This window comes from Limnohabitans sp. (assembly GCF_017848645.1).
In the GTDB taxonomy this organism is placed as follows: Bacteria; Pseudomonadota; Gammaproteobacteria; order Burkholderiales; family Burkholderiaceae_C; genus Limnohabitans_A.
The window spans coordinates 1-16643 of sequence record NZ_JAFEIF010000019.1; the positions used below are offsets into that span (position 1 = coordinate 1).

General features: G+C 59.2%; 25 protein-coding genes and 2 pseudogenes. 1 reads left to right on the top strand and 26 read right to left on the bottom strand.

Annotated elements, in window-relative coordinates:
• Window positions 1-243: 243 nt before the first annotated feature.
• The 23 genes and pseudogenes from QZ190_RS04875 to QZ190_RS04985 form a co-directional block, all read right to left on the bottom strand.
• Complete coding sequence (locus QZ190_RS04875; RefSeq protein ID WP_291914157.1) at window positions 244-1944, bottom strand: DUF692 family multinuclear iron-containing protein; 1701 nt, start codon at window positions 1942-1944, stop codon at window positions 244-246.
• 20 nt (window positions 1945-1964) lie between these two features.
• Window positions 1965-2252, bottom strand: a complete 288-nt coding sequence (locus tag QZ190_RS04880) for a hypothetical protein (protein ID WP_291914158.1) — start codon at window positions 2250-2252, stop codon at window positions 1965-1967.
• Window positions 2253-2526: 274 nt separating this feature from the next.
• The gene (locus QZ190_RS04885; RefSeq protein ID WP_291914160.1) at window positions 2527-2778 is read right to left on the bottom strand and encodes a hypothetical protein; all 252 of its coding nucleotides are present in this window, start codon (window positions 2776-2778) and stop codon (window positions 2527-2529) included.
• Window positions 2779-2894: 116 nt separating this feature from the next.
• Window positions 2895-3149, bottom strand: a complete 255-nt coding sequence (locus QZ190_RS04890; protein WP_291914161.1) for a DUF2442 domain-containing protein — start codon at window positions 3147-3149, stop codon at window positions 2895-2897.
• Window positions 3142-3408, bottom strand: a complete 267-nt coding sequence (locus tag QZ190_RS04895; RefSeq protein WP_108330595.1) for a DUF4160 domain-containing protein — start codon at window positions 3406-3408, stop codon at window positions 3142-3144. The genes QZ190_RS04890 and QZ190_RS04895 overlap by 8 nt, the downstream gene beginning before the upstream one ends.
• A 108-nt stretch (window positions 3409-3516) precedes the next feature.
• A complete protein-coding gene (locus tag QZ190_RS04900; protein ID WP_291914172.1) occupies window positions 3517-3984 on the bottom strand; it encodes a hypothetical protein in 468 nt (155 codons plus the stop codon).
• 151 nt (window positions 3985-4135) lie between these two features.
• Window positions 4136-4676, bottom strand: a pseudogene (locus tag QZ190_RS04905) (DUF924 family protein).
• Between the two features lie 11 nt (window positions 4677-4687).
• The gene (locus tag QZ190_RS04910; RefSeq protein ID WP_291914174.1) at window positions 4688-5041 is read right to left on the bottom strand and encodes a hypothetical protein; all 354 of its coding nucleotides are present in this window, start codon (window positions 5039-5041) and stop codon (window positions 4688-4690) included.
• Window positions 5038-5322 carry a DUF6516 family protein gene (locus tag QZ190_RS04915; protein WP_291914175.1) on the bottom strand — a complete coding sequence of 95 codons (285 nt, stop codon included), beginning with the start codon at window positions 5320-5322 and terminating at the stop codon, window positions 5038-5040. Before QZ190_RS04915 ends, QZ190_RS04910 begins: the two co-directional genes overlap by 4 nt.
• Before the next feature lie 62 nt (window positions 5323-5384).
• Window positions 5385-5924: pseudogene (locus tag QZ190_RS04920) on the bottom strand (DUF924 family protein).
• A 100-nt stretch (window positions 5925-6024) separates the two neighbouring features.
• Complete coding sequence (locus tag QZ190_RS04925) at window positions 6025-6492, bottom strand: hypothetical protein (protein ID WP_291914177.1); 468 nt, start codon at window positions 6490-6492, stop codon at window positions 6025-6027.
• A 170-nt stretch (window positions 6493-6662) separates the two neighbouring features.
• Window positions 6663-7019 carry a DUF86 domain-containing protein gene (locus QZ190_RS04930; RefSeq protein WP_291914178.1) on the bottom strand — a complete coding sequence of 119 codons (357 nt, stop codon included), beginning with the start codon at window positions 7017-7019 and terminating at the stop codon, window positions 6663-6665.
• Complete coding sequence (locus QZ190_RS04935; RefSeq protein WP_291914180.1) at window positions 7016-7306, bottom strand: nucleotidyltransferase family protein; 291 nt, start codon at window positions 7304-7306, stop codon at window positions 7016-7018. The genes QZ190_RS04930 and QZ190_RS04935 overlap by 4 nt, the downstream gene beginning before the upstream one ends.
• A 52-nt stretch (window positions 7307-7358) precedes the next feature.
• Window positions 7359-7898: a DUF924 family protein gene (locus QZ190_RS04940; protein WP_291914182.1), complete on the bottom strand. Its 540-nt coding sequence runs from the start codon at window positions 7896-7898 to the stop codon at window positions 7359-7361.
• A 66-nt stretch (window positions 7899-7964) separates the two neighbouring features.
• The gene (locus QZ190_RS04945; protein WP_291914184.1) at window positions 7965-8384 is read right to left on the bottom strand and encodes a hypothetical protein; all 420 of its coding nucleotides are present in this window, start codon (window positions 8382-8384) and stop codon (window positions 7965-7967) included.
• On the bottom strand, window positions 8362-8985 hold the full coding sequence (locus QZ190_RS04950) for a nucleotidyltransferase domain-containing protein (RefSeq protein ID WP_291914186.1): 624 nt from the start codon (window positions 8983-8985) through the stop codon (window positions 8362-8364). Before QZ190_RS04950 ends, QZ190_RS04945 begins: the two co-directional genes overlap by 23 nt.
• Window positions 8986-9099: 114 nt before the next feature.
• Window positions 9100-9396 (bottom strand): helix-turn-helix domain-containing protein, encoded by a 297-nt coding sequence (locus QZ190_RS04955; RefSeq protein WP_291914188.1) that lies wholly within the window; start codon window positions 9394-9396, stop codon window positions 9100-9102.
• Window positions 9393-9731 carry a type II toxin-antitoxin system RelE/ParE family toxin gene (locus QZ190_RS04960; protein ID WP_291914191.1) on the bottom strand — a complete coding sequence of 113 codons (339 nt, stop codon included), beginning with the start codon at window positions 9729-9731 and terminating at the stop codon, window positions 9393-9395. Before QZ190_RS04960 ends, QZ190_RS04955 begins: the two co-directional genes overlap by 4 nt.
• A gap of 74 nt (window positions 9732-9805) precedes the next feature.
• On the bottom strand, window positions 9806-10009 hold the full coding sequence (locus QZ190_RS04965; RefSeq protein ID WP_291914193.1) for a DUF924 family protein: 204 nt from the start codon (window positions 10007-10009) through the stop codon (window positions 9806-9808).
• 161 nt (window positions 10010-10170) lie between these two features.
• On the bottom strand, window positions 10171-10719 hold the full coding sequence (locus QZ190_RS04970) for a DUF4276 family protein (RefSeq protein ID WP_291914195.1): 549 nt from the start codon (window positions 10717-10719) through the stop codon (window positions 10171-10173).
• Window positions 10716-11912, bottom strand: a complete 1197-nt coding sequence (locus QZ190_RS04975) for an AAA family ATPase (RefSeq protein ID WP_291914197.1) — start codon at window positions 11910-11912, stop codon at window positions 10716-10718. The genes QZ190_RS04970 and QZ190_RS04975 overlap by 4 nt, the downstream gene beginning before the upstream one ends.
• 61 nt (window positions 11913-11973) lie before the next feature.
• A complete protein-coding gene (locus QZ190_RS04980; protein WP_291914263.1) occupies window positions 11974-12162 on the bottom strand; it encodes a hypothetical protein in 189 nt (62 codons plus the stop codon).
• Window positions 12163-12380: 218 nt separating this feature from the next.
• Window positions 12381-14207, bottom strand: coding sequence for a glutamine--tRNA ligase/YqeY domain fusion protein (locus tag QZ190_RS04985; protein ID WP_291914199.1), 1827 nt, complete (start codon window positions 14205-14207; stop codon window positions 12381-12383).
• 162 nt (window positions 14208-14369) lie between these two features.
• Here QZ190_RS04985 and QZ190_RS04990 point away from each other — a divergent pair, with 162 nt between their 5' ends.
• Window positions 14370-14810, top strand: a complete 441-nt coding sequence (locus QZ190_RS04990; protein WP_291914202.1) for a hypothetical protein — start codon at window positions 14370-14372, stop codon at window positions 14808-14810.
• A gap of 10 nt (window positions 14811-14820) precedes the next feature.
• Here the strand turns inward: QZ190_RS04990 and QZ190_RS04995 are convergent, their stop codons facing one another.
• The 3 genes from QZ190_RS04995 to QZ190_RS05005 are packed head-to-tail and all read right to left on the bottom strand — an operon-like array spanning window position 14821 to window position 16579.
• A complete protein-coding gene (locus QZ190_RS04995) occupies window positions 14821-15501 on the bottom strand; it encodes a DUF799 domain-containing protein (RefSeq protein WP_291914203.1) in 681 nt (226 codons plus the stop codon).
• A gap of 14 nt (window positions 15502-15515) precedes the next feature.
• Window positions 15516-15935 carry a DUF4810 domain-containing protein gene (locus tag QZ190_RS05000; protein ID WP_291914207.1) on the bottom strand — a complete coding sequence of 140 codons (420 nt, stop codon included), beginning with the start codon at window positions 15933-15935 and terminating at the stop codon, window positions 15516-15518.
• On the bottom strand, window positions 15917-16579 hold the full coding sequence (locus QZ190_RS05005) for a CsgG/HfaB family protein (RefSeq protein WP_291914209.1): 663 nt from the start codon (window positions 16577-16579) through the stop codon (window positions 15917-15919). Before QZ190_RS05005 ends, QZ190_RS05000 begins: the two co-directional genes overlap by 19 nt.
• Window positions 16580-16643: the final 64 nt, after the last annotated feature.

Genomic DNA, 16643 nt, shown 5'->3' on the forward strand with positions numbered 1-16643 from the left:
GTGGTGATGTGATGGGGGGTCATGGTGCTGCCCGTTCGCAGCAAGCCCGCGATTTCGGTGGCATAGGGTAGCGCAGCTTTGAGCGAGCCGCTGGCGCCGCTCAGGTTTTCAAGTGGGGTGGGTGGGCTCATGTTGCGGTGACTTCGCCTGGCCAATCAGCCATATTTTTGGCTGTTGTATCACACAGGACAAGAGCGCCGTGCACTGCACATGGGCCAGCTTCGGGCTCGTGGACCAGCCGCCTCAGACATCGGCTGTCATCAGCACGGCGCTTTGCATCAACCACCCCTGTGCCAAGGCTTCCTGAAACCAGCTGCCCAGAACGTCGACCGACAGCAAGGTTGACTCAGACATGGCGTTGCTGGCGCTGAGCAAGCTCTGACCGGCAGCCAAGTGGTTCATGAAGGTCCATTGCGCCATGGAAACGGTTTGAAAGTGCGGCTGCTGGTCGCGCCGCCACACCAATATGCCTAAAGGTTCATCCAGCGCTTGGGCCGGCGGCACATCGGTATCGGCGTCCAGTGCTTGCCACAGCGCCACCACATTGGTTTGGATGGTGCGCAAAAGCACGGTCGGGTGCAGCGTGTCTTCGGTTTGCAGCCAGGTCTCAGGTGGCAGTTCGGCCGCCAGTGCGCTGTCCAGCGCGGGAGTGTCGGCCATGTCGAAGCGGCTGCGCAAATCCCAGTCCAGCCGGGCCAGTTCAAACAGCTCGGGGTTGTGTGGAAAACGTTGCTGCAAAAACGCAGGGAAAGTTTCGCCATAGCGGCTCAATGAGCGGCTCTGCGGCGGGCTTTGTTCGGCATACTGCGTGGCCCACACGGTAAAGCTGTCGCTGCCCGCAAAGCGCTCGGTGCGGGCAAATGTATCTGCCAAGGTTTCGACCATGCGCGCACGGTAGGCGTGGTGGTAAATGCCCAGTCGTTGTGCGGCACTGACCTGGGGTGCTTGGGCCACCAAGGCCAAGCTGGCGGGGTCTGCCGTGTCCGATCCCAGAATGTATTGGGTCAACTGTTGTTGGGTGTGGTGCAACGATGCAGGCTGACCCACATCGGGCACCGCCACCAACGGCGCATGCGCCACTGGGGGCTGGCTGGCTGGGATGGCGTGGGTGCGCGTTTGCCGAGCCAAGTTCAACTCAGCCAACAAGTCCGGCAAGGGGGGAATGTGGTCATCGCGTTCGATCATGGTGGCCACCGGGCCATACAAAGCACTCGCTTGGGCATACAACTGCCACACCGCATCACAAACGGGGTGGTCGTGGGTATCCACCAAATGATCGCCGTTGTGGGTGTGGCCCGCCAAATGGATTTGTTGCACCCGCTGTGCGGGCAACCCTTGCAGGTAAGTCCACGCATCAAAGCCTTGGTTCACACTGCTCACATAGATGTTGTTCACATCCACCAGCAACAGACAATCCGCTTCGTCAGCCACGTGTGTCAAGAATTCCCATTCGGTCTGAGCTGAGGCCGCAAAGTCGATGTAACTGGAGACGTTTTCAATCACGAGCCGACGCCCCAGGACCTCTTGTGCTTGGAGAATCCGTTCGATGACATGTCGCGCCGCTTCGTCGGTGTAGGGCAATGGGTAGAGATCGTGCAAGCGGTGGTGGTAGTGCCCCGTCCAGCACAAGTGATCGGAAACCCACAAGGGCTCAATTCGCTGAGCCAGTGTTTTGACTTGTTTTAAATAGTCCAAATCCAGCGGGTCGGTGCCACCAATCGACATGGCCACACCGTGCATGGCCAAGGGATAGTCCTGCCGGATGCGATCCAACATGGCCAAGGGTTTGCCACCATCGCCCAAAAAGTTGTCGGTGATGATTTCAAGCCAATCGAGCGGCTGTTTTTCCCGCAAATAGTCGTGGTAGTGCGTGGTGCGCAGGCCCAGCCCAAAGCCGGTCTGGTCGTCGCGCCGAGGCGCGTTGGTGTTGCGGTGGTTGGGCATGGGCGCTGCGCGGGGGTGAATTACAGGTCGCCGATGACGCCGCCAGCTTTCAAGCACGACTCAGCGCTTTGGGCCTTGAAGCCATGGCCCTTGCAGGCGTTTTGGCCTTTGCAGGCGTGCTCGGCTGTCTTGCAGTCGCTGTTGCCTTTACACGCATGCACGTTGTAGCAATGCACGGTGTCTTTGGCACCAATCGCTTTGCCGCTGGAGCCGGCGGGCTTGTCAGCAGCAAACGCGGTGGAAGACAAGGCCAACAAGGCGGCGGTCAATGCCAAGCTGGAAGCGGTTTTCATGTTGAGAGCGTTCATATGGAGTCCTATTGAAGAAAAAATGAAGTGAGACACATGACCAGTGTTTGAACAAACAAAACCCAGTCAATGGTCAATTCGTCATGAATCAGAAAAGGTTACAAGCCAGGGTAAAAAAACACGAACGCCGTTCATCGCAGCCGGTCAACTGGGGCTTCTCACGCAGGGGTTATCGCGGGGCACTCAAGGCGCGGCAGAGCATTGGTGATCTCTATAAGCCATGGGGTATGGCCACCCATGGGCTTTGAAAAAGGCTCAAAACCCCGACCCAGGCTCATTCAAAAACGCCAGCTCCTCGGGCGTGGACTCGCTGTGCATGTAGGGCATGTAGGCAAAGCTGCGCTGCGCCGAAGCGGGCGCGGATGGCTTCGTCCAAGGCCGCGTCTTTGGCGAAGTGGTGCATGGAGGAGTAAGGGCAGAGCACACCGCCAGATTCGGTGCGCTCCACCAGCCTGGCCAACTCTCGCACCAGCTTGCCCGTCCAAGTGGCGGTGGTCGCCTTTGCCCCGCTCGTTGTCAAAGCCAACGATGCGAACGCCATCCTTGGCATAGACCGCACGGTATTTGAAGCCGTGCTCGGTGGGATACCCCGTGATTTAGCAAAATACGTAAAGTTAGTTATCTTGCTGAGACCGTTTCTGATCAAGCAGCGGCTTTGACGGCATGAGACAGCTCATGCAGACGAGAGGCTGAAAGTTCCAGCCCGTTGGGCCAGCAGAGTGCACCGGCATCTACAAAGCATTTCGAAAAATAAGCCGGGTCACGCAACGCCTCCAACAATGGGCCTTGGCGGTCGGCCAAGTACCGGGCGCCATCAAAAACGCCCTGAGTATGGTCGCTGAAGGTCAGTTCCAATTGATGGGCTGCAATGGTCTTTACATCGAGCAACTTAATCACGGTCGGCTCCTTGTATGCGGTCTAGAGGTTCGAAGTGTTGGGCTTTTTCCCAATTATTCAACAGTTCCGTTTGGTGAAGCAGGCACCAGTCTTTCACAATGCTGGCGACTTTTCGTGGAAGCTCGCCTTGAGAGACCAAACCGGTTTCAATCGCGACCAAAGCTTCAAACCCTTGGTATTCCACATGAATATGCGGTGGAGGGTGATCGTCGTGCCACATGCGCACGATGATTCCGAAGAAGATTGCAATCGTTGGCATGTTTCACACTCCTAAGCGCAAGGGTCACGCCGCATCAATCGACTCGGGGTGTTGGGCAATGGCGGGTTGCATGGGACAAGTTTAGCGAGGTTCTGTGGCAATAGGCGATCAATGCCCCTCTGCCGTGGCCAGATCGATCACGCGCTGGGCGGGTGTGCCTTGCTCCAGCGCGGTGCGGGGTGATTGGCCATCGAGTGCCGGGTGCGGGCTTTCCAGGAAAGCCAGCAATTGCCAGCCGTCGGTCGAGGCCAAGGCAGCAGCCATGGGCGCGAGGACCGGAAAGATGAACGGCTCGAATTGCCAGCGGGGCAGCTTGTAGCCCCGGCGCAGGTGCGACACGCCAATGCAGCGGCCGCTTTTGATCCAGGCGTTCATTGTCACGCGGGTGGTGCCCGACAGGGTGGCCGCTTCGTCGGTGGTGATCATGTCAGCCGCCTGAATGCGTTGCAGCCGGTACTGCGCGCCAAAGCGAAGCAGCGCATTGGTTTGCGCTTCTGATGCGTAAGGGTCTTGGCCGCTGGCTTTGTCACGGGGCAAATCTGGGATGGCAGAGAGAGGGAAGGTGAGGGTGTTCATGGTGTTTTTCCTGGTGCACCCGCTTGACCAACGAAACGGGGCCAGCACCCAAGATGCTGGCCCCGTGATTTTAAGTTGCTTTGTTAATCTCGTAAAGTTCGTTATTTACGTAAGCCATGGGGTATGGTCACCCATGGGCTTTCAATATTGCTCAAAACCCCGACCCCGGCTCACTCAAAAACGCCAGCTCCTCGGGCGTGGACGGGCGGCCGAGGATGGCGTTGCGGTGGGGGTAGCGGCCAAAGCGCTCGATGATGGCTTGGTGGCGCTGCTCGAAGCGCAGGGTGTCTTCTAGTCCCGGCTGCGCAAACAGGAGGGCGGCTTGGGTGTGCACAAAGGCGGACTCGCTGTGCATGTAGGGCATGTAGGCAAAGCTGCGCTGCGCCAAGGGCAGGCGGCGGTCTTGCCCACTGGTCACCAGCTTTTGCGCCAGCGCCAAGGCCAGCGCGTCTTGCGCAAAGGCTTGGGGGGGTGTTGCGGTAAACGTTGCGCGAGAACTGGTCGAGCACCAAGACCTCGGCCAAGCGCCCCTCGGGCGTGGTGCGCCATGCAAACAACTCACACCGCGCGGCCGACGCCAGCGTGGCCCCGAAGCGGGTGCGGATGGCTTCGTCCAAGGCAGCGTCTTTGGCGAAGTGCTGCTTGGGGGTGAGTTCGGTGAACCAGAAGTGGAGGATGGAGTGGGGTTGCATGACCGCTGGGTTCATGCTGCTTTGAGAACCATGTCGATGTGCATGGACGAGTAAGGACAGACCACCCCGCCAGACTCGGTGCGCTCCAGCAGCCCCAGGTCGGCCAGCACCACCACGTCTTCGTGCACGCGCTTGACGTCGCGGTCCACCAAGCGGGCCAATTCGCGCACCGACAGCTCGCCCTTGCCTTGCGCGGTGCGCACCAGTGCCCAGCGCTTTTCGGTCAGCTGTCCAAAGAAATGACCTGGGCTTTCAAAATTGAGCACCTCGCCTTGGTAAGTGCTTTTCTGTGCCGCTTGGGCAGCTGCACGCAAACCGGCTTGCCAGTCGGGTTGCAAAGTGATGGTCAAAAAACGTTCGGTCATGTTGTTCTCCTGGCCGCTACAGCGGCAATGAAGTCTTCCACCAGTTGATCCACGCCTGCGAATCTGTAAGGCATCTCTTGCCCGTCCAAATGGCAGTGGTCGCCTTTGCCCCGCTCGTTGTCAAAGCCAACGATGCGAGCGCCATCCTTGGCATAGACCGCACGGTATTTAAAACCGTGCTCGGTGGGGGGAACTGGCGTGGGCACCCGCCAGACCACCAGCTCAATCACGCCACCATCGGGCGTGATGTTCTTGAATCGGGTGATCAGCGTGGCAGGCATGTTGGCTATTTTGCCAACACAGCTAGCGTGTTGTCAAGAATGACAACACTTGCCGGTCGGGCTCAAAATCCCGACCCCGGCTCCCTCAAAAACACCAGCTCCTCGGTCTTGGACTCGCGGCCGAGGATGGCGTTGCGGTGGGGGTAACGGCCAAAGCGCTCGATGATGGCTTGGTGGCGCTGCTCAAAACGCAGGGTGTCTTCCATGCCCGGCTGCGCAAACAGGGCAACGGCTTGCGCGTGCACCAGGGCGGACTCGCTGTGCATGTAGGGCATGTAGGCAAAGCTGCGCTGCGCCAAGGGCAGGCAGCGGTCTTGCCCACTGGCCACCAGCTCTTGCGCCAGCGCCAAGGCCAGCGCGTCTTGCGCAAAGGCTTGGGGGGTGTCGCGGTACACATTGCGCGAGAACTGGTCGAGCACCAAGACCTCGGCCAAACGCCCCTCGGGGGTGTCGCGCCAGGCAAACAACTCTCACCGCGCTGCTGCCGCCAGTGTGGATCCAAAGCGGGTGCGGATGGTTTCGTCCAAGGCCGCGTCTTTGGCGAAGTGGTGCTTGGGGGTGAGTTCGGTGAACCAGAAGTGGAGGATGGAGTCGGGTTTCATGGAATTAGGAAATTGAAAAAAATGACGTCGCTTCAATCTGCGTCTGGGAAATCCAACATCGCAATGCACGCAAGCTGCGGGAGTTGAAGGCAATAGGCGGTCAATGCCTCTGCGCCATTGCCAGATTGATCACGCGCTGGGCGGGTGTGCCTTGCTCCAGCGCGGTGCGGGGTGACTGGCCGTCGAGTGCCGGGTGCGGGCTTTCCAGGAAAGCCAGCAGTTGCCAGCCGTCGGTCGAGGCCAAGGCAGCAGCCATGGGTGCGATGACCGAAAAGATGAACGGCTCGAACTGCCAGCGGGGCAGCTTGTAGCCCCGGCGCAGGTGCGACACACCAATGCAGCGGCCGCTTTTGATCCATGCGTTCATGGTCACGCGGGTGGTGCCCGACAGGGCAGCGGCTTCGTCGGTGGTGATCATGTCAGCGGCTTGAATGCGTTGCAGCCGGTATTGCGCGCCAAAGCGCAGCAGCGCATTGGTTTGCGCTTCTGAGGCATAAGGGTCTAGGCCGCTGGCTTTGTCGCGGGGCATTTCCGGGGCAGCAGGAGGGGGGAAGGCAAGCGTGTTCATGGTGTTCTTCCTTGTGCACCCGCTTGATCAACGAAACGGGGCCAGCACCCAAGATGCTGGCCCCGTCACTTTAGCTTGATTTGTTAATTTCGTAAGGTTCGTTATGCGCGTAAGCCATGGGGTATGGCCACCCATGGGCTTTGAAAATGGCTTTAAACCCCGAGCCCTGCTCACTCAGGAACGATGGAATCGAGCTGAACTTTGAGTGTGGGCAGATCGTTTTGCAAAGTTTGCCAAACAATGGTCAAGTCCACAGTGAAATAACCATGTGCCAAGGCGTTGCGCATTTCATAGGCAAAACCCCAAGGTATTTCGGTGTGTTGTGTCGCAAATGCTGGGTGATGTTTGGTCACGTTGTTGCACGCTTCACCAATGATTTCCAGGTTGCGAATGACCGCATCACATGTCTTTTGATCGGCCATGAAGCTGTCGATCGTCATGTTGGCCGTGTAGTCCTGAATGCGAGAAATGGCTTGGGAAATATGACCCAAATAATCGGTCACCCGCTGTGGGTGCGTGCGGCTCATACCGCCTTGGCCTCGCGCAGCACAAGCTCGCGGAAACTGGCGGGCAGGCTGTTGGGGGTGAGCACATCAACTTCCATGTGTAACAGTTGCTTGAGCTCAAAACGAATGGCACCAATGTCCAGCAGTGTGGTTTGGGCCGTGGGCTCGACCAGCAAATCCAGATCGCTGTCGGCGGTATCGTCGCCATGCAAGGCAGAGCCGAACACGCGCACATCACTCATGTGGTGACGCAGCACAATCTCTCGGATCTGAGCGCGGTGGAGTGAAAGTGCTTCGGAAGGTCGCATGGGGTGTAGTTTAAAGCGATTGATCCGCGCTGCCCACCCAAAGGCGGATGACTTAAAACCCCGACCCCGGCTCACTCAAAAACGCCAGCTCCTCGGGCGTGGACTCGCGGCCCAAGATGGCGTTGCGGTGGGGGTAGCGGCCGAAGCGCTCGATGATGGCTTGGTGGCGCTGCTCGAAGCGCAGGGTGTCTTCTAGTCCCGGCTGCGCAAACAGGCGGGCGGCTTGGGTGTGCACCAGGGCGGACTCGCTGTGCATGTAGGGCATGTAGGCAAAGCTGCGCTGCGCCAAGGGCAGGCTGCGGTCTTGCCCACTGGCCACCAGCTCTTGCGCCAGCGCCAAGGCGAGCGCGTCTTGCGCAAAGGCTTGGGGCGTGTCGCGGTAGACGTTGCGCGAGAACTGGTCGAGCACCAAGACCTCGGCCAAGCGCCCCTCGGGTGTGGCGCGCCAGGCAAACAACTCACACCGCGCCGCCGCCACCAGCGTGGCCCCGAAGCGGGTGCGGATGGCTTCGTCCAAGGCGGCGTCTTTGGCGAAGTGGTGCTTTGGGGTGAGTTCGGTGAACCAGAAGTGGAGGATGGAGTGGGGTTGCATGTGAAAAATGTCTCCAGCTGCATGCGGCGCTGTCGAGAACGCCAGCGCTGTCGAGGGCATGGCTGTTCAGTCAGGGGATTGAAGGGCGATCAAAACGCGTTGGGCGGCGGCGATCAGATCGGTGACCAAGCGTGCATCGACATCCATCATGCCTTCGTACTCGCCCAGGTTGCGCTTGTTGTGACACAAGTCCAGCACGCGCCAAACCTCAGGCCCCAGCCCCAGTGTGTGTGGCAATGCCTGAAAGACTATGTAGCGGTTGCTCGGGCGAAAGCCTTTCTTTCGCATTGCAGCCAAACACAAGGCGTGTGCAGCGTTGTAGGCCAGATCAAAGCGGCTTTCCAACGCCAGTGTGGCGCTGGCTGCATCGTTCAAGCGGGTGCTGCCCGTTCGCAGCAAACCCGCGATTTCGGCGGCGTCGGGTGGCTCAGCTTTGAGCGAGCCGCTGGGGCCGCTCAGATTTTCAAGTGGGGTGGGTGGGCTCATGTTGCGGTGACTCCTCCTGGCCGATCAGCCATATCTTTGGCTGTTGCATCACACGGTTGATGAAGGCATTGTCACCCAGTTGGCGGGCTTTGAAGTCGGTTGCTGAGTAAATGGCAGGGTTGATGGGGCGCCCCAGCGTTTGGCTGGCGGGCTCCAGCGCCGCGAACACATCGCCATAGCCCAGCGTGTCGCTGACCAGCAGCACGTCGATATCGCTGGCGCTGGTGTCTTGCTGCTTGGCCATGGAGCCAAACACAAACGCCAACGAAATTTGCGGCGCAATCGGCAAGAGCGCCGTGCGCAGCACATCGGCCAGCCCCATGGTTTTGAGCACCAGAGCGCGCAGCTCGGTAAACACGGGCGAAGCCGCGTTGGCCTGAAAGTGTTTTTGGTTGCCCTGTTTGCGTACCGTGAGCAAACCCGCTGCAGCCAGATCGGCCAACTCGCGCTGCACAGCCCCTGCGCCCGACTGAGCCAAGCCAATAACTTCGTTGGTGTAGAAGCTGCGGTCCGGCGCAACAAACAGCACGGCCAGCACGCGCTGACGCACCTTTGAAAACAGCGCGTCGGCGATGGAAGAGGTGATTGAAGCGCTATTCATACCCATAATGGGTTTGATCATACCTTATTTGGGTATTTTTTGGGGCGTCAGAGCACTTGAGTTGGTAGGAGCTAAAACCCCGACCGTCTGCGTATAGCTTGTGGGTTTATTGTTTCAAGCCACCCGCTTTACAGACAGCTTGACGGTGTAACCCAACTTCGCCGCCACATTGACGAGTGCGTCGAGCGTGAATTTGTGGGTGCGGCCCTTCACCAGATCGTTCATGCGCGGCTGGCTGATGCCAGCGCGTTGTGCGGCCTCGGCTTGGGTGATGTCGAGTTTAAGGATGACCTTGCGGATGTGCGAGACCAAGTCGGCGCGCAGCAACAGGTTTTGCGCTTCGGGTTCGGCAAAGCCGAGGTCGTGGAAGACGTTGTCGCTGCCAACGACCATGTTCAGTTTGTTGCTCATGACTGATTGCCTGCCTTTCTTGTGTTCAGCAATGCGTTGTAACGGGTGTGCGCCAACTCCAAATCGGGTGCGGCGGTCTTCTGTGTCTTCTTGACGAAAGCATGCAGCACATACACCGCCTCTGAAAATTTGGCCACGTAAATCACCCTGTACTGGTTGCCTGCTCGCACCCGGATCTCGAAAACGCCAGCGCCCACGGTCGTCATGGGTTTGAAGTCGCTGGGCATCAAACCGTTTTGAATCTGCCGCAACTCCGTACCCACCATGGCCCGAGCTTCATCGGGAAATTCTCTGACCGCATTGAGACTGGTGCCTAGCCAATGGATGCGTTTCATTTTATATCTTTTTTGATAATTTATGGTGATGTATGTATCTCAACGGTAGACGATTGACCAAGTGCCAGCAAGGCTTAAAACCCCGACCCCGGCTCACTAAAAAAAGCCAGCTCCTCGGCCGTGGACTGTCGGCCCAAGATGGCGTTGCGGTGGGGGTAGCGGCCAAAGGGTTTGATGATGGTTTGGTGGCGCTGCTCAAAGCGCAGGGTGTCTTCCATGCCCGGCTGCGCAAACAGGAGGGCGGCTTGGGTGTGCACCAGGGCGGATTCGCTGTGCATGTAGGGCATGTAAGCAAAGCTTCGCTGCGCCAAGGGTAGGCTGCGGTCCTGGCCACCAGCTCTTGCGCCAGCGCCAAGGCCAGCGCGTCTTGCGCAAAGGCTTGCGGGGTGTGTCCGTGCAGACGTTGCGTGAGAACTGGTTGCGCACCCGATGTCGGTGTTCAAAAACCGGACAGCGCTTTGAATAGAAATTGGAAACTGGTAGAGCGGTTGCGTTCGGGCACCATGGCGCGTGATATACGCCTTGCACCATCGCGCTTGCCGTAAAAAGGAAGTACACGTTTCAGCTCTTCATAAGGGCTGCCCAAATGATCCGGTGCTCTGAACTTGGCAGAACGCGCGTGTGCTGCCAATGCGGGTTTTTCAAAGGCTATAGCGATCGCCTCCCAATCTCCCACAAAAAATGTTTCCAACTCACGGCAAGCAATTCGGATGACGGCTTCTGGTCGGCCAGCTTCATCACACAAGGCACGGAGCCGCTGCTTGATTTGGACGCAGTCGCCACTGTCTTGGTCTCGCATGACTAAAAACTGAGAGTTGGGTAGACGCCAATAACGAATACGTCGGGCGAGTTGCTTTTCCAGATCCTGCTTGCCTTCAAAAACCTGAAAATGCAGCGTGACATCTGCAGGCGTGTGCCTTGCAAGAAACCCACGCAAGAAATCTTCTGCGGATGGTTCTTCCAGAAAAAACACCCAATTTCGGCTCAAGGGTTGGCTCCCGGGAAAAGGCCCTGTTTCCACAAATAACCCATTTGGTCACCAGCCTCCATATAGGCTTTGATCTGCTCATCGTCAGCAGCGCGATGAACTTGGGTGTAGCCGTTTTCTTTGACCAGCCAGAACACTTCACCGAGTTCCGCTGCGTTAAGGAAGTCGGGCGAGTGGGTTGTCACAAAGACTTGACCGCCACGCATGGCGTAAGTCCTGAACTCTTCGGCCAAATCCCATTGCAAGGACGGGTAAAGCTGATTTTCTGGTTCTTCAACACACAGCAAGGGGTGGGGTGCTGGGTCGTACAACAAGACCAAATACGCCAGCATTTTGATGGTGCCGTCCGAGACAAATTTCGCCAGAAACGGGTCTTCAAAACTGCCATCTGAAAACTTGAGCAGGACGCGACCCTCTTCGGTAGTTTTGGCCTCCACCTTGGTCACGCCAGGCACCGTCTGTTTCAGGCGCTCCAGAATCCTGTCAAACACAGGGCGGTGGTTTTTGTAGAGAAACTCCACAACCAAAGACAAGTTTTCACCTTCACGCGACAGATGTTCGGCGTAGCCCGATTCAGCTTCAGGTCTGGCACGGTTAATGTGGAAGTCAGACAGGTGCCAGTTTTCGATCAGGTTTCCCAAAGCAACAACAGCCGGAAAACGCTCAAACTGGGCCAACCCCTTGATGGCCAGAATGTCAGGACTTTTGAGTGTTTGACTCTCACGCTGTAATTGCCGCTCATCTTCTACGGTATCCAGTTCGTTTGTGACTGCTTCACCCCGACCCATTGAAAAATCCAGAAACTTCCAAGGTTGCCCCCGGCTGCCACGACGGTATTGAAGAACCTCCCGCGTTACGGCGGGACGGCCGTCAAGTTCGTCCACATGCAGCTCGTAAGTGATGAGACGTGAGCGTCCATCGGCCAGCGTGGCGCGCAGTTTGATTTCGATTTCTATGGGGCCGCTGCTGCCCCGGCTGCGCACTTCTGCCAGACCACGGCTGCCGCCCAAGCGCCCCAGCGCTGCCGTGACGTTGGTGGTCATGGCATCACGCAAAAAAGCGAACACCGAAAACAAGGTGCTTTTGCCAGTGCCATTGGCACCCACCAGCACGCAAAAGCGCGGAATATTCTTCAGGTGCACATTTTGAAAAGCGCGGAAGTTTTTCAGGCGCAAGGATTCGATTTGTTGCATGGCATTTTGGTGTTTGGCGCTACCCTGGTATTTTTCTGCTCTTAACTAAGAGGCGTGGCCGTTACTTTGCCCAGCCATCTTTCAACCCCGTCACCCGATTAAACACCGGCTTGATCCCAGGAACGTGATCCAGGCGGTCGTACAGGCGCACTTCGGCCTGCACGCCGTCGGCCCCGCTTACCCTGGTGATGGCGGCTTTGGCTTTGACGCTGTCGCTGCCGGGGGGGGCGCTCTTGATGCTCAGAGTCATAAGGGCTTGTATTTAAGTCATTGGGCTGGCCGTGCTGTGCGGTCAGGTGTGTTCAGGCCGTGCGCTCCTTTTTTGTTCTTTTCAGCGGGTACAACTTTGCCAAAGGCTTGCGCCAGTCGTTGTGCCCGGTCTGCCGATTGCAGCAATGCCTTTTGCAGTGCGCGTGGGCTGGGGGTCAGCTGCGGGCCAACGCGAGGGTTTGCGAGTGGGGTTGTCATTCACTTGCCCCAGCTGTCCTTCAACCCCGTCACCCGGTTAAATACCGGTTTGGCTCCCGCCACATGGTCCAGGCGGTCCGCCACAAAGTAGCCAAAGCGCTCAAACTGAAACTTCTGGTCCGGCTGCGCCCCGGCCAATGATGGCTCCACATACGCCGTCACCACTTTCAAGCTGTCCGGGTTGAGCGATAGCAAGAAGTCTTTGCCGCCCGCGTCGGGGTGCGCTTCGGCAAACAGGCGGTCGTACAGGCGCACTTCGGCTTGCACGCCATCGGCCACGCTCACCCAGGTGATGGCGGCTTTGGCTTTGACGCTGTCGGCGCCGGCGGTGCCGCTCTTGGTGCCGGGGATCACTTTGGCGTGCACCTCTGTTACGCGTCCCGCCGCGTCGCGTGCGCATCCTGTGCATTCGATCACGTAGCCGCCCTTCAGGCGCACCACGTTGCCAGGGAACAGGCGCTTGTAGCCTTTGGGCGGCACTTCTTCAAAGTCTTCGCGCTCGATCCACACCTCTTTGCCGATCAGGAAAGTGCGGTCAGCTGGCGGGGTTTGGCCCTCGGCCACGGCGCTGTGGGGTAGGGCGGGTTGGGTGCAGGCTTCGGTGTGGCCGTCGCTGCCAAAGGCTTCGGCCCAGTTGCTCAGCACCAGCTTGACGGGGTCGAGCACGGCCATGCCGCGGTGGGCTTTGTTTTCCAGGTCTTCGCGCAGGCACCCTTCGAGCGTGCTGTAGTCGATCCAGCTGTCGCTCTTGGTCACGCCAATGCGGTCGGCAAACAAGCGCAGGCTCTCGGGCGTGTAGCCACGGCGGCGCAGGCCCGCGATGGTTGGCATGCGTGGGTCGTCCCAGCCGCTGACTTTGCCTTCATTGACCAGTTGCGCCAGCTTGCGTTTGCTGGTGATCACATAGGTCAGGTTCAGGCGGGCAAATTCGTATTGTTTGGGGCTGGGCGCGGCCAGCAGCTTGCATTCGCACAGGCGCTCCATCAGCCAGTCGTAAAACGGGCGCTGGTCTTCAAACTCCAGCGTGCAGATGCTGTGGGTGATTTGCTCCAGCGCGTCTTCGATGGGGTGGGCGAAGGTGTACATCGGGTAGATGCACCAGGTGTCACCCGTGTGGTGGTGGGTGGCGCGGCGGATGCGGTAGATGGCCGGGTCGCGCAGGTTGATGTTGGGCGAGGCCATGTCGATCTTGGCGCGCAGCACGGCGGCGCCATCGGCCAGCTTGCCGTCACGCATTTCGCGGAATCGCGCCAGGTTTTCTGCGACGGTGCGGGTGCGGAAGGGGCTGTCCACGCCGGGTTTGCCAAAGTCGCCCCGGTTGGCGCGCATGTCTTCGGCGCTTTGTTCGTCCACATAGGCGTAGCCGGCTTCGATCAGCGCTTCGGCTGCGCGGTACATGAAATCGAAGTAGTCGCTGGCCTGGTAGGGCGCAGCACTTCCGGCGGCTTGGCCGAGTTGGGCCCAGTCAAAACCGAGCCATTTCACGGCGTCGATGATGCTGTTGACGTATTCGGTGTCTTCTTTTTCGGGGTTGGTGTCGTCAAAGCGCAGGTGGCACACGCCGCCGTATTCCTTGGCCAGCCCAAAGTTGATGCAGATGCTTTTGGCGTGGCCCACATGCAGGTAGCCGTTGGGCTCGGGCGGAAAGCGGGTGCGGATCTTGGCCGGATCGGGTTGACCTGCGGCGTGGTGCGCGGCGTCTCCCGGGCTGCCTGCCCAGCGGCGGCTGGCGTAGGTGCCGTGTTCCAGGTCTTTTTCGATGATTTGGCGCAGGAAGTTGCTGACTTTGTGGTCGGCGTTGTTGTCTGGGGCGGTGGGGGTGGTCATAGCCATTGATTTTAGGGGCTGGCGCGTGCCCCGGCGGGTGGCGCACGTTACGAATCGACACGACTGTAAAGCCCTGACGGTGCACCAAAGCCCGGGCTGTCGCGCTAAAGGGGCAGGGAGCCTGCTTTCAAGAAAAGCCAACGTCACCAGAGGAACTTTGTCATGCTTTTTCCGTTCAAGTCGTCGTTTTCAAGGCCATTGGCCTGGCTCGGGCTGTTGGGGCTGGCTTTGATGCAGGGGGGCTGCGCGCACCCGGTGTTTGTGGAGCCGTCGGTGTCGGTGCATTCGCGCATCGGCCATGCCCCGGTTTATGGTCATGTGGGCGTGCCTGGTCCGGTCTATTACGCACCGCCCCGTGTGATTTATGCCCCGCCGCCGCGTGTGGTGGTTGTGCCTCAGGTTCATGTCCCCCGGGTTCATGTGCCTCGTGTTCATGAGCCTCGGGATCATGTGCCCCGGGCGCGTCCTCCTGCGCAAATTTGGAGCCACGAGCACGACCGTGGGCAGCGTGGCCAAGAGCGCAGGCAGTTGCGCGAGGAGGAGCGGGAGCGCGGTGGTTGGCGTGGGAAGCGTGATCAGCGCGATCAGTGGCAGCGGCACTGAGCTGCTGCGTTCAGCGGGGTTTGGCCGCGTCTTCTTGTTTGTAGAGCGGTGAGCGTGGGCCGTACAACAGGCCATGGGGCCGCCCGGCGCGCAGCAGGCGCTGGCTGGTCACGCCGGCCATGGGGTGGCTGTGGTCGGTGACGGTGCCCACGATTTGCCTGACAAGGGCGCTGACCAGCAGCACGGCCAGGCCGCCTTGGCTTTGGTTTTGTTGCTCGGCGCTGCTGGCCGATGCGTTGCCGGTCCAGAGCACGGCGTTGGTTTTGAGGTCCACCAGGCGGGCTTCGGCCGAGACGGTGGTTTGGCTGTCGACCACTTTGTACACGGTGCCGTAGCGTGTCATGGTGATGTAGAGCGCGGCGTCGGCCCCAAAAATCTCGTGCAGTTTGGCCGTGGGCAGGGCGTGGGCGTCGTTGGCTTGTGTGATGCCGTTTTCTTTCAGGGTCTCGTCCACCAGTGAGACGGGCAAGACGTAGTAGCCCGATTCGGCCAGCGGTAAGGTGACCTGCGACAGCATGCTGTAGGGCGCGCGAATTTCCGGCGTTTTGTTCACCGGGGGCAGCACCAGGATGGATTTGGGGTCGCTGGCTTTGAACTGGGTGTAATCAAACGGAACCGGGGGCTTGGTGGCGCAGCCGCTCAAGATGAGCACGGCCATGGCCGGGGCCAGGAATGGGAGGAAAGGCTTCATGGACGGGGGCGAGCTCACTTGGATTTGAATTTGCGCAGCAAGAAATCCACGAAGGTCTGGGATTCAGGGAATTGCTGTTTTTCGGCTTCGAGGTTTTGCTGAAAGCGCGCCAGGTCGCCCTGTTTGCCATAAAGCAAGCCCAGGTGGGCCATGAAGCCGGGGGGCGTGGCCTGGCCTGCAGCGCGGATTTTCTGCAGGTCGTCTTCCATGCGTTTGGCCTGGGTGTCCGGGCTTTCGCGGTCTTGGCGGAAGAAAGTGTCCAGGTTTTGCTCAAAACCGTGCCAGCCGTAGAGCGGGGGCGTGGCTTTGTTGGCGCAGCCGCCCAAACTCAAGGCCAAGGCCAGCAGCGCCACTTTGGCGGCGGTGCGGCTGGGCTGACGGCTTGGGGTGTGGCTGTTGGCGCGGGCGGCCGGGCTCATGGCGTAGGACGCCATGCGCCGCTGTCGATGCCGCTGACCAGGTTGTTCACCGCGTCGCGGATGGCCAGGTCGAGCACTTTGCCGTTGAGCGTGGCGTCGTAACCGGCGGTGCTGCCAAAGCCAATGACTTCGCGCTCGGACAGGCTGTATTCGCCCGCGCCTTGCGAGGAGTACACCACCTCAGAGGTGAGGGTGTTGACGATGTTGAGGTTGACTTTGGCGTAGGCCACTTGGGTTTTGCCACGGCCCAGGATGCCAAACAGCTGGCGGTCACCGACGTCTTTGCGGCCAAATTCGGTCACGTCACCCGTGACCACATAGTCAGCGCCTTGGATGTTTTGGTTTTGTTTTTTGAGTGCGGCTTCTTGCTTGATCTCGGACATGACGCTGCGGTCGAGGACGCTGAAGCGCTGCGATTGCTGCAGGTGGGTGACCAAGATCGTTTGTGCCTGGCTGCCCATGCGGTCTTCGTTGTTGGAGAAGACGCCGCGCATGAACGAGGAGCGGTTGTCAAACTTGCCCACCGAAACAGGCACGCGGGGGCCGACTTGGGGCCGTGCGGCCGATTCGACTTTTTGGACGGGCAGGGTGCGCGAGCCTTCTTGCACGCAGGCGCTCAAGGTCACGGTGGCCAAAGAGATGAGAAGCAGCTTTTTCATGGGAACTGAGGGCTTGAAAAAGTGGCCATTTTAGGTTTTAAAGTCCATGAATTGCGGCTTCTTG

Coding starts and splice junctions, on each gene's coding strand:
- QZ190_RS04875 (WP_291914157.1), bottom strand. CDS start 1,944: ATGCCCAACCACCGCAACACCAACGCGCCTCGGCGCGACGACCAGACC.
- QZ190_RS04880 (WP_291914158.1), bottom strand. CDS start 2,252: ATGAACGCTCTCAACATGAAAACCGCTTCCAGCTTGGCATTGACCGCC.
- QZ190_RS04895 (WP_108330595.1), bottom strand. CDS start 3,408: ATGCCAACGATTGCAATCTTCTTCGGAATCATCGTGCGCATGTGGCAC.
- QZ190_RS04900 (WP_291914172.1), bottom strand. CDS start 3,984: ATGAACACCCTCACCTTCCCTCTCTCTGCCATCCCAGATTTGCCCCGT.
- QZ190_RS04910 (WP_291914174.1), bottom strand. CDS start 5,041: ATGACCGAACGTTTTTTGACCATCACTTTGCAACCCGACTGGCAAGCC.
- QZ190_RS04915 (WP_291914175.1), bottom strand. CDS start 5,322: ATGCCTGCCACGCTGATCACCCGATTCAAGAACATCACGCCCGATGGT.
- QZ190_RS04925 (WP_291914177.1), bottom strand. CDS start 6,492: ATGAACACGCTTGCCTTCCCCCCTCCTGCTGCCCCGGAAATGCCCCGC.
- QZ190_RS04930 (WP_291914178.1), bottom strand. CDS start 7,019: ATGAGCCGCACGCACCCACAGCGGGTGACCGATTATTTGGGTCATATT.
- QZ190_RS04935 (WP_291914180.1), bottom strand. CDS start 7,306: ATGCGACCTTCCGAAGCACTTTCACTCCACCGCGCTCAGATCCGAGAG.
- QZ190_RS04940 (WP_291914182.1), bottom strand. CDS start 7,898: ATGCAACCCCACTCCATCCTCCACTTCTGGTTCACCGAACTCACCCCA.
- QZ190_RS04945 (WP_291914184.1), bottom strand. CDS start 8,384: ATGAGCCCACCCACCCCACTTGAAAATCTGAGCGGCCCCAGCGGCTCG.
- QZ190_RS04950 (WP_291914186.1), bottom strand. CDS start 8,985: ATGAATAGCGCTTCAATCACCTCTTCCATCGCCGACGCGCTGTTTTCA.
- QZ190_RS04955 (WP_291914188.1), bottom strand. CDS start 9,396: ATGAGCAACAAACTGAACATGGTCGTTGGCAGCGACAACGTCTTCCAC.
- QZ190_RS04960 (WP_291914191.1), bottom strand. CDS start 9,731: ATGAAACGCATCCATTGGCTAGGCACCAGTCTCAATGCGGTCAGAGAA.
- QZ190_RS04965 (WP_291914193.1), bottom strand. CDS start 10,009: ATGCACAGCGAATCCGCCCTGGTGCACACCCAAGCCGCCCTCCTGTTT.
- QZ190_RS04975 (WP_291914197.1), bottom strand. CDS start 11,912: ATGCAACAAATCGAATCCTTGCGCCTGAAAAACTTCCGCGCTTTTCAA.
- QZ190_RS04980 (WP_291914263.1), bottom strand. CDS start 12,162: ATGACTCTGAGCATCAAGAGCGCCCCCCCCGGCAGCGACAGCGTCAAA.
- QZ190_RS04985 (WP_291914199.1), bottom strand. CDS start 14,207: ATGACCACCCCCACCGCCCCAGACAACAACGCCGACCACAAAGTCAGC.
- QZ190_RS04990 (WP_291914202.1), top strand. CDS start 14,370: ATGCTTTTTCCGTTCAAGTCGTCGTTTTCAAGGCCATTGGCCTGGCTC.
- QZ190_RS04995 (WP_291914203.1), bottom strand. CDS start 15,501: ATGAAGCCTTTCCTCCCATTCCTGGCCCCGGCCATGGCCGTGCTCATC.
- QZ190_RS05000 (WP_291914207.1), bottom strand. CDS start 15,935: ATGGCGTCCTACGCCATGAGCCCGGCCGCCCGCGCCAACAGCCACACC.
- QZ190_RS05005 (WP_291914209.1), bottom strand. CDS start 16,579: ATGAAAAAGCTGCTTCTCATCTCTTTGGCCACCGTGACCTTGAGCGCC.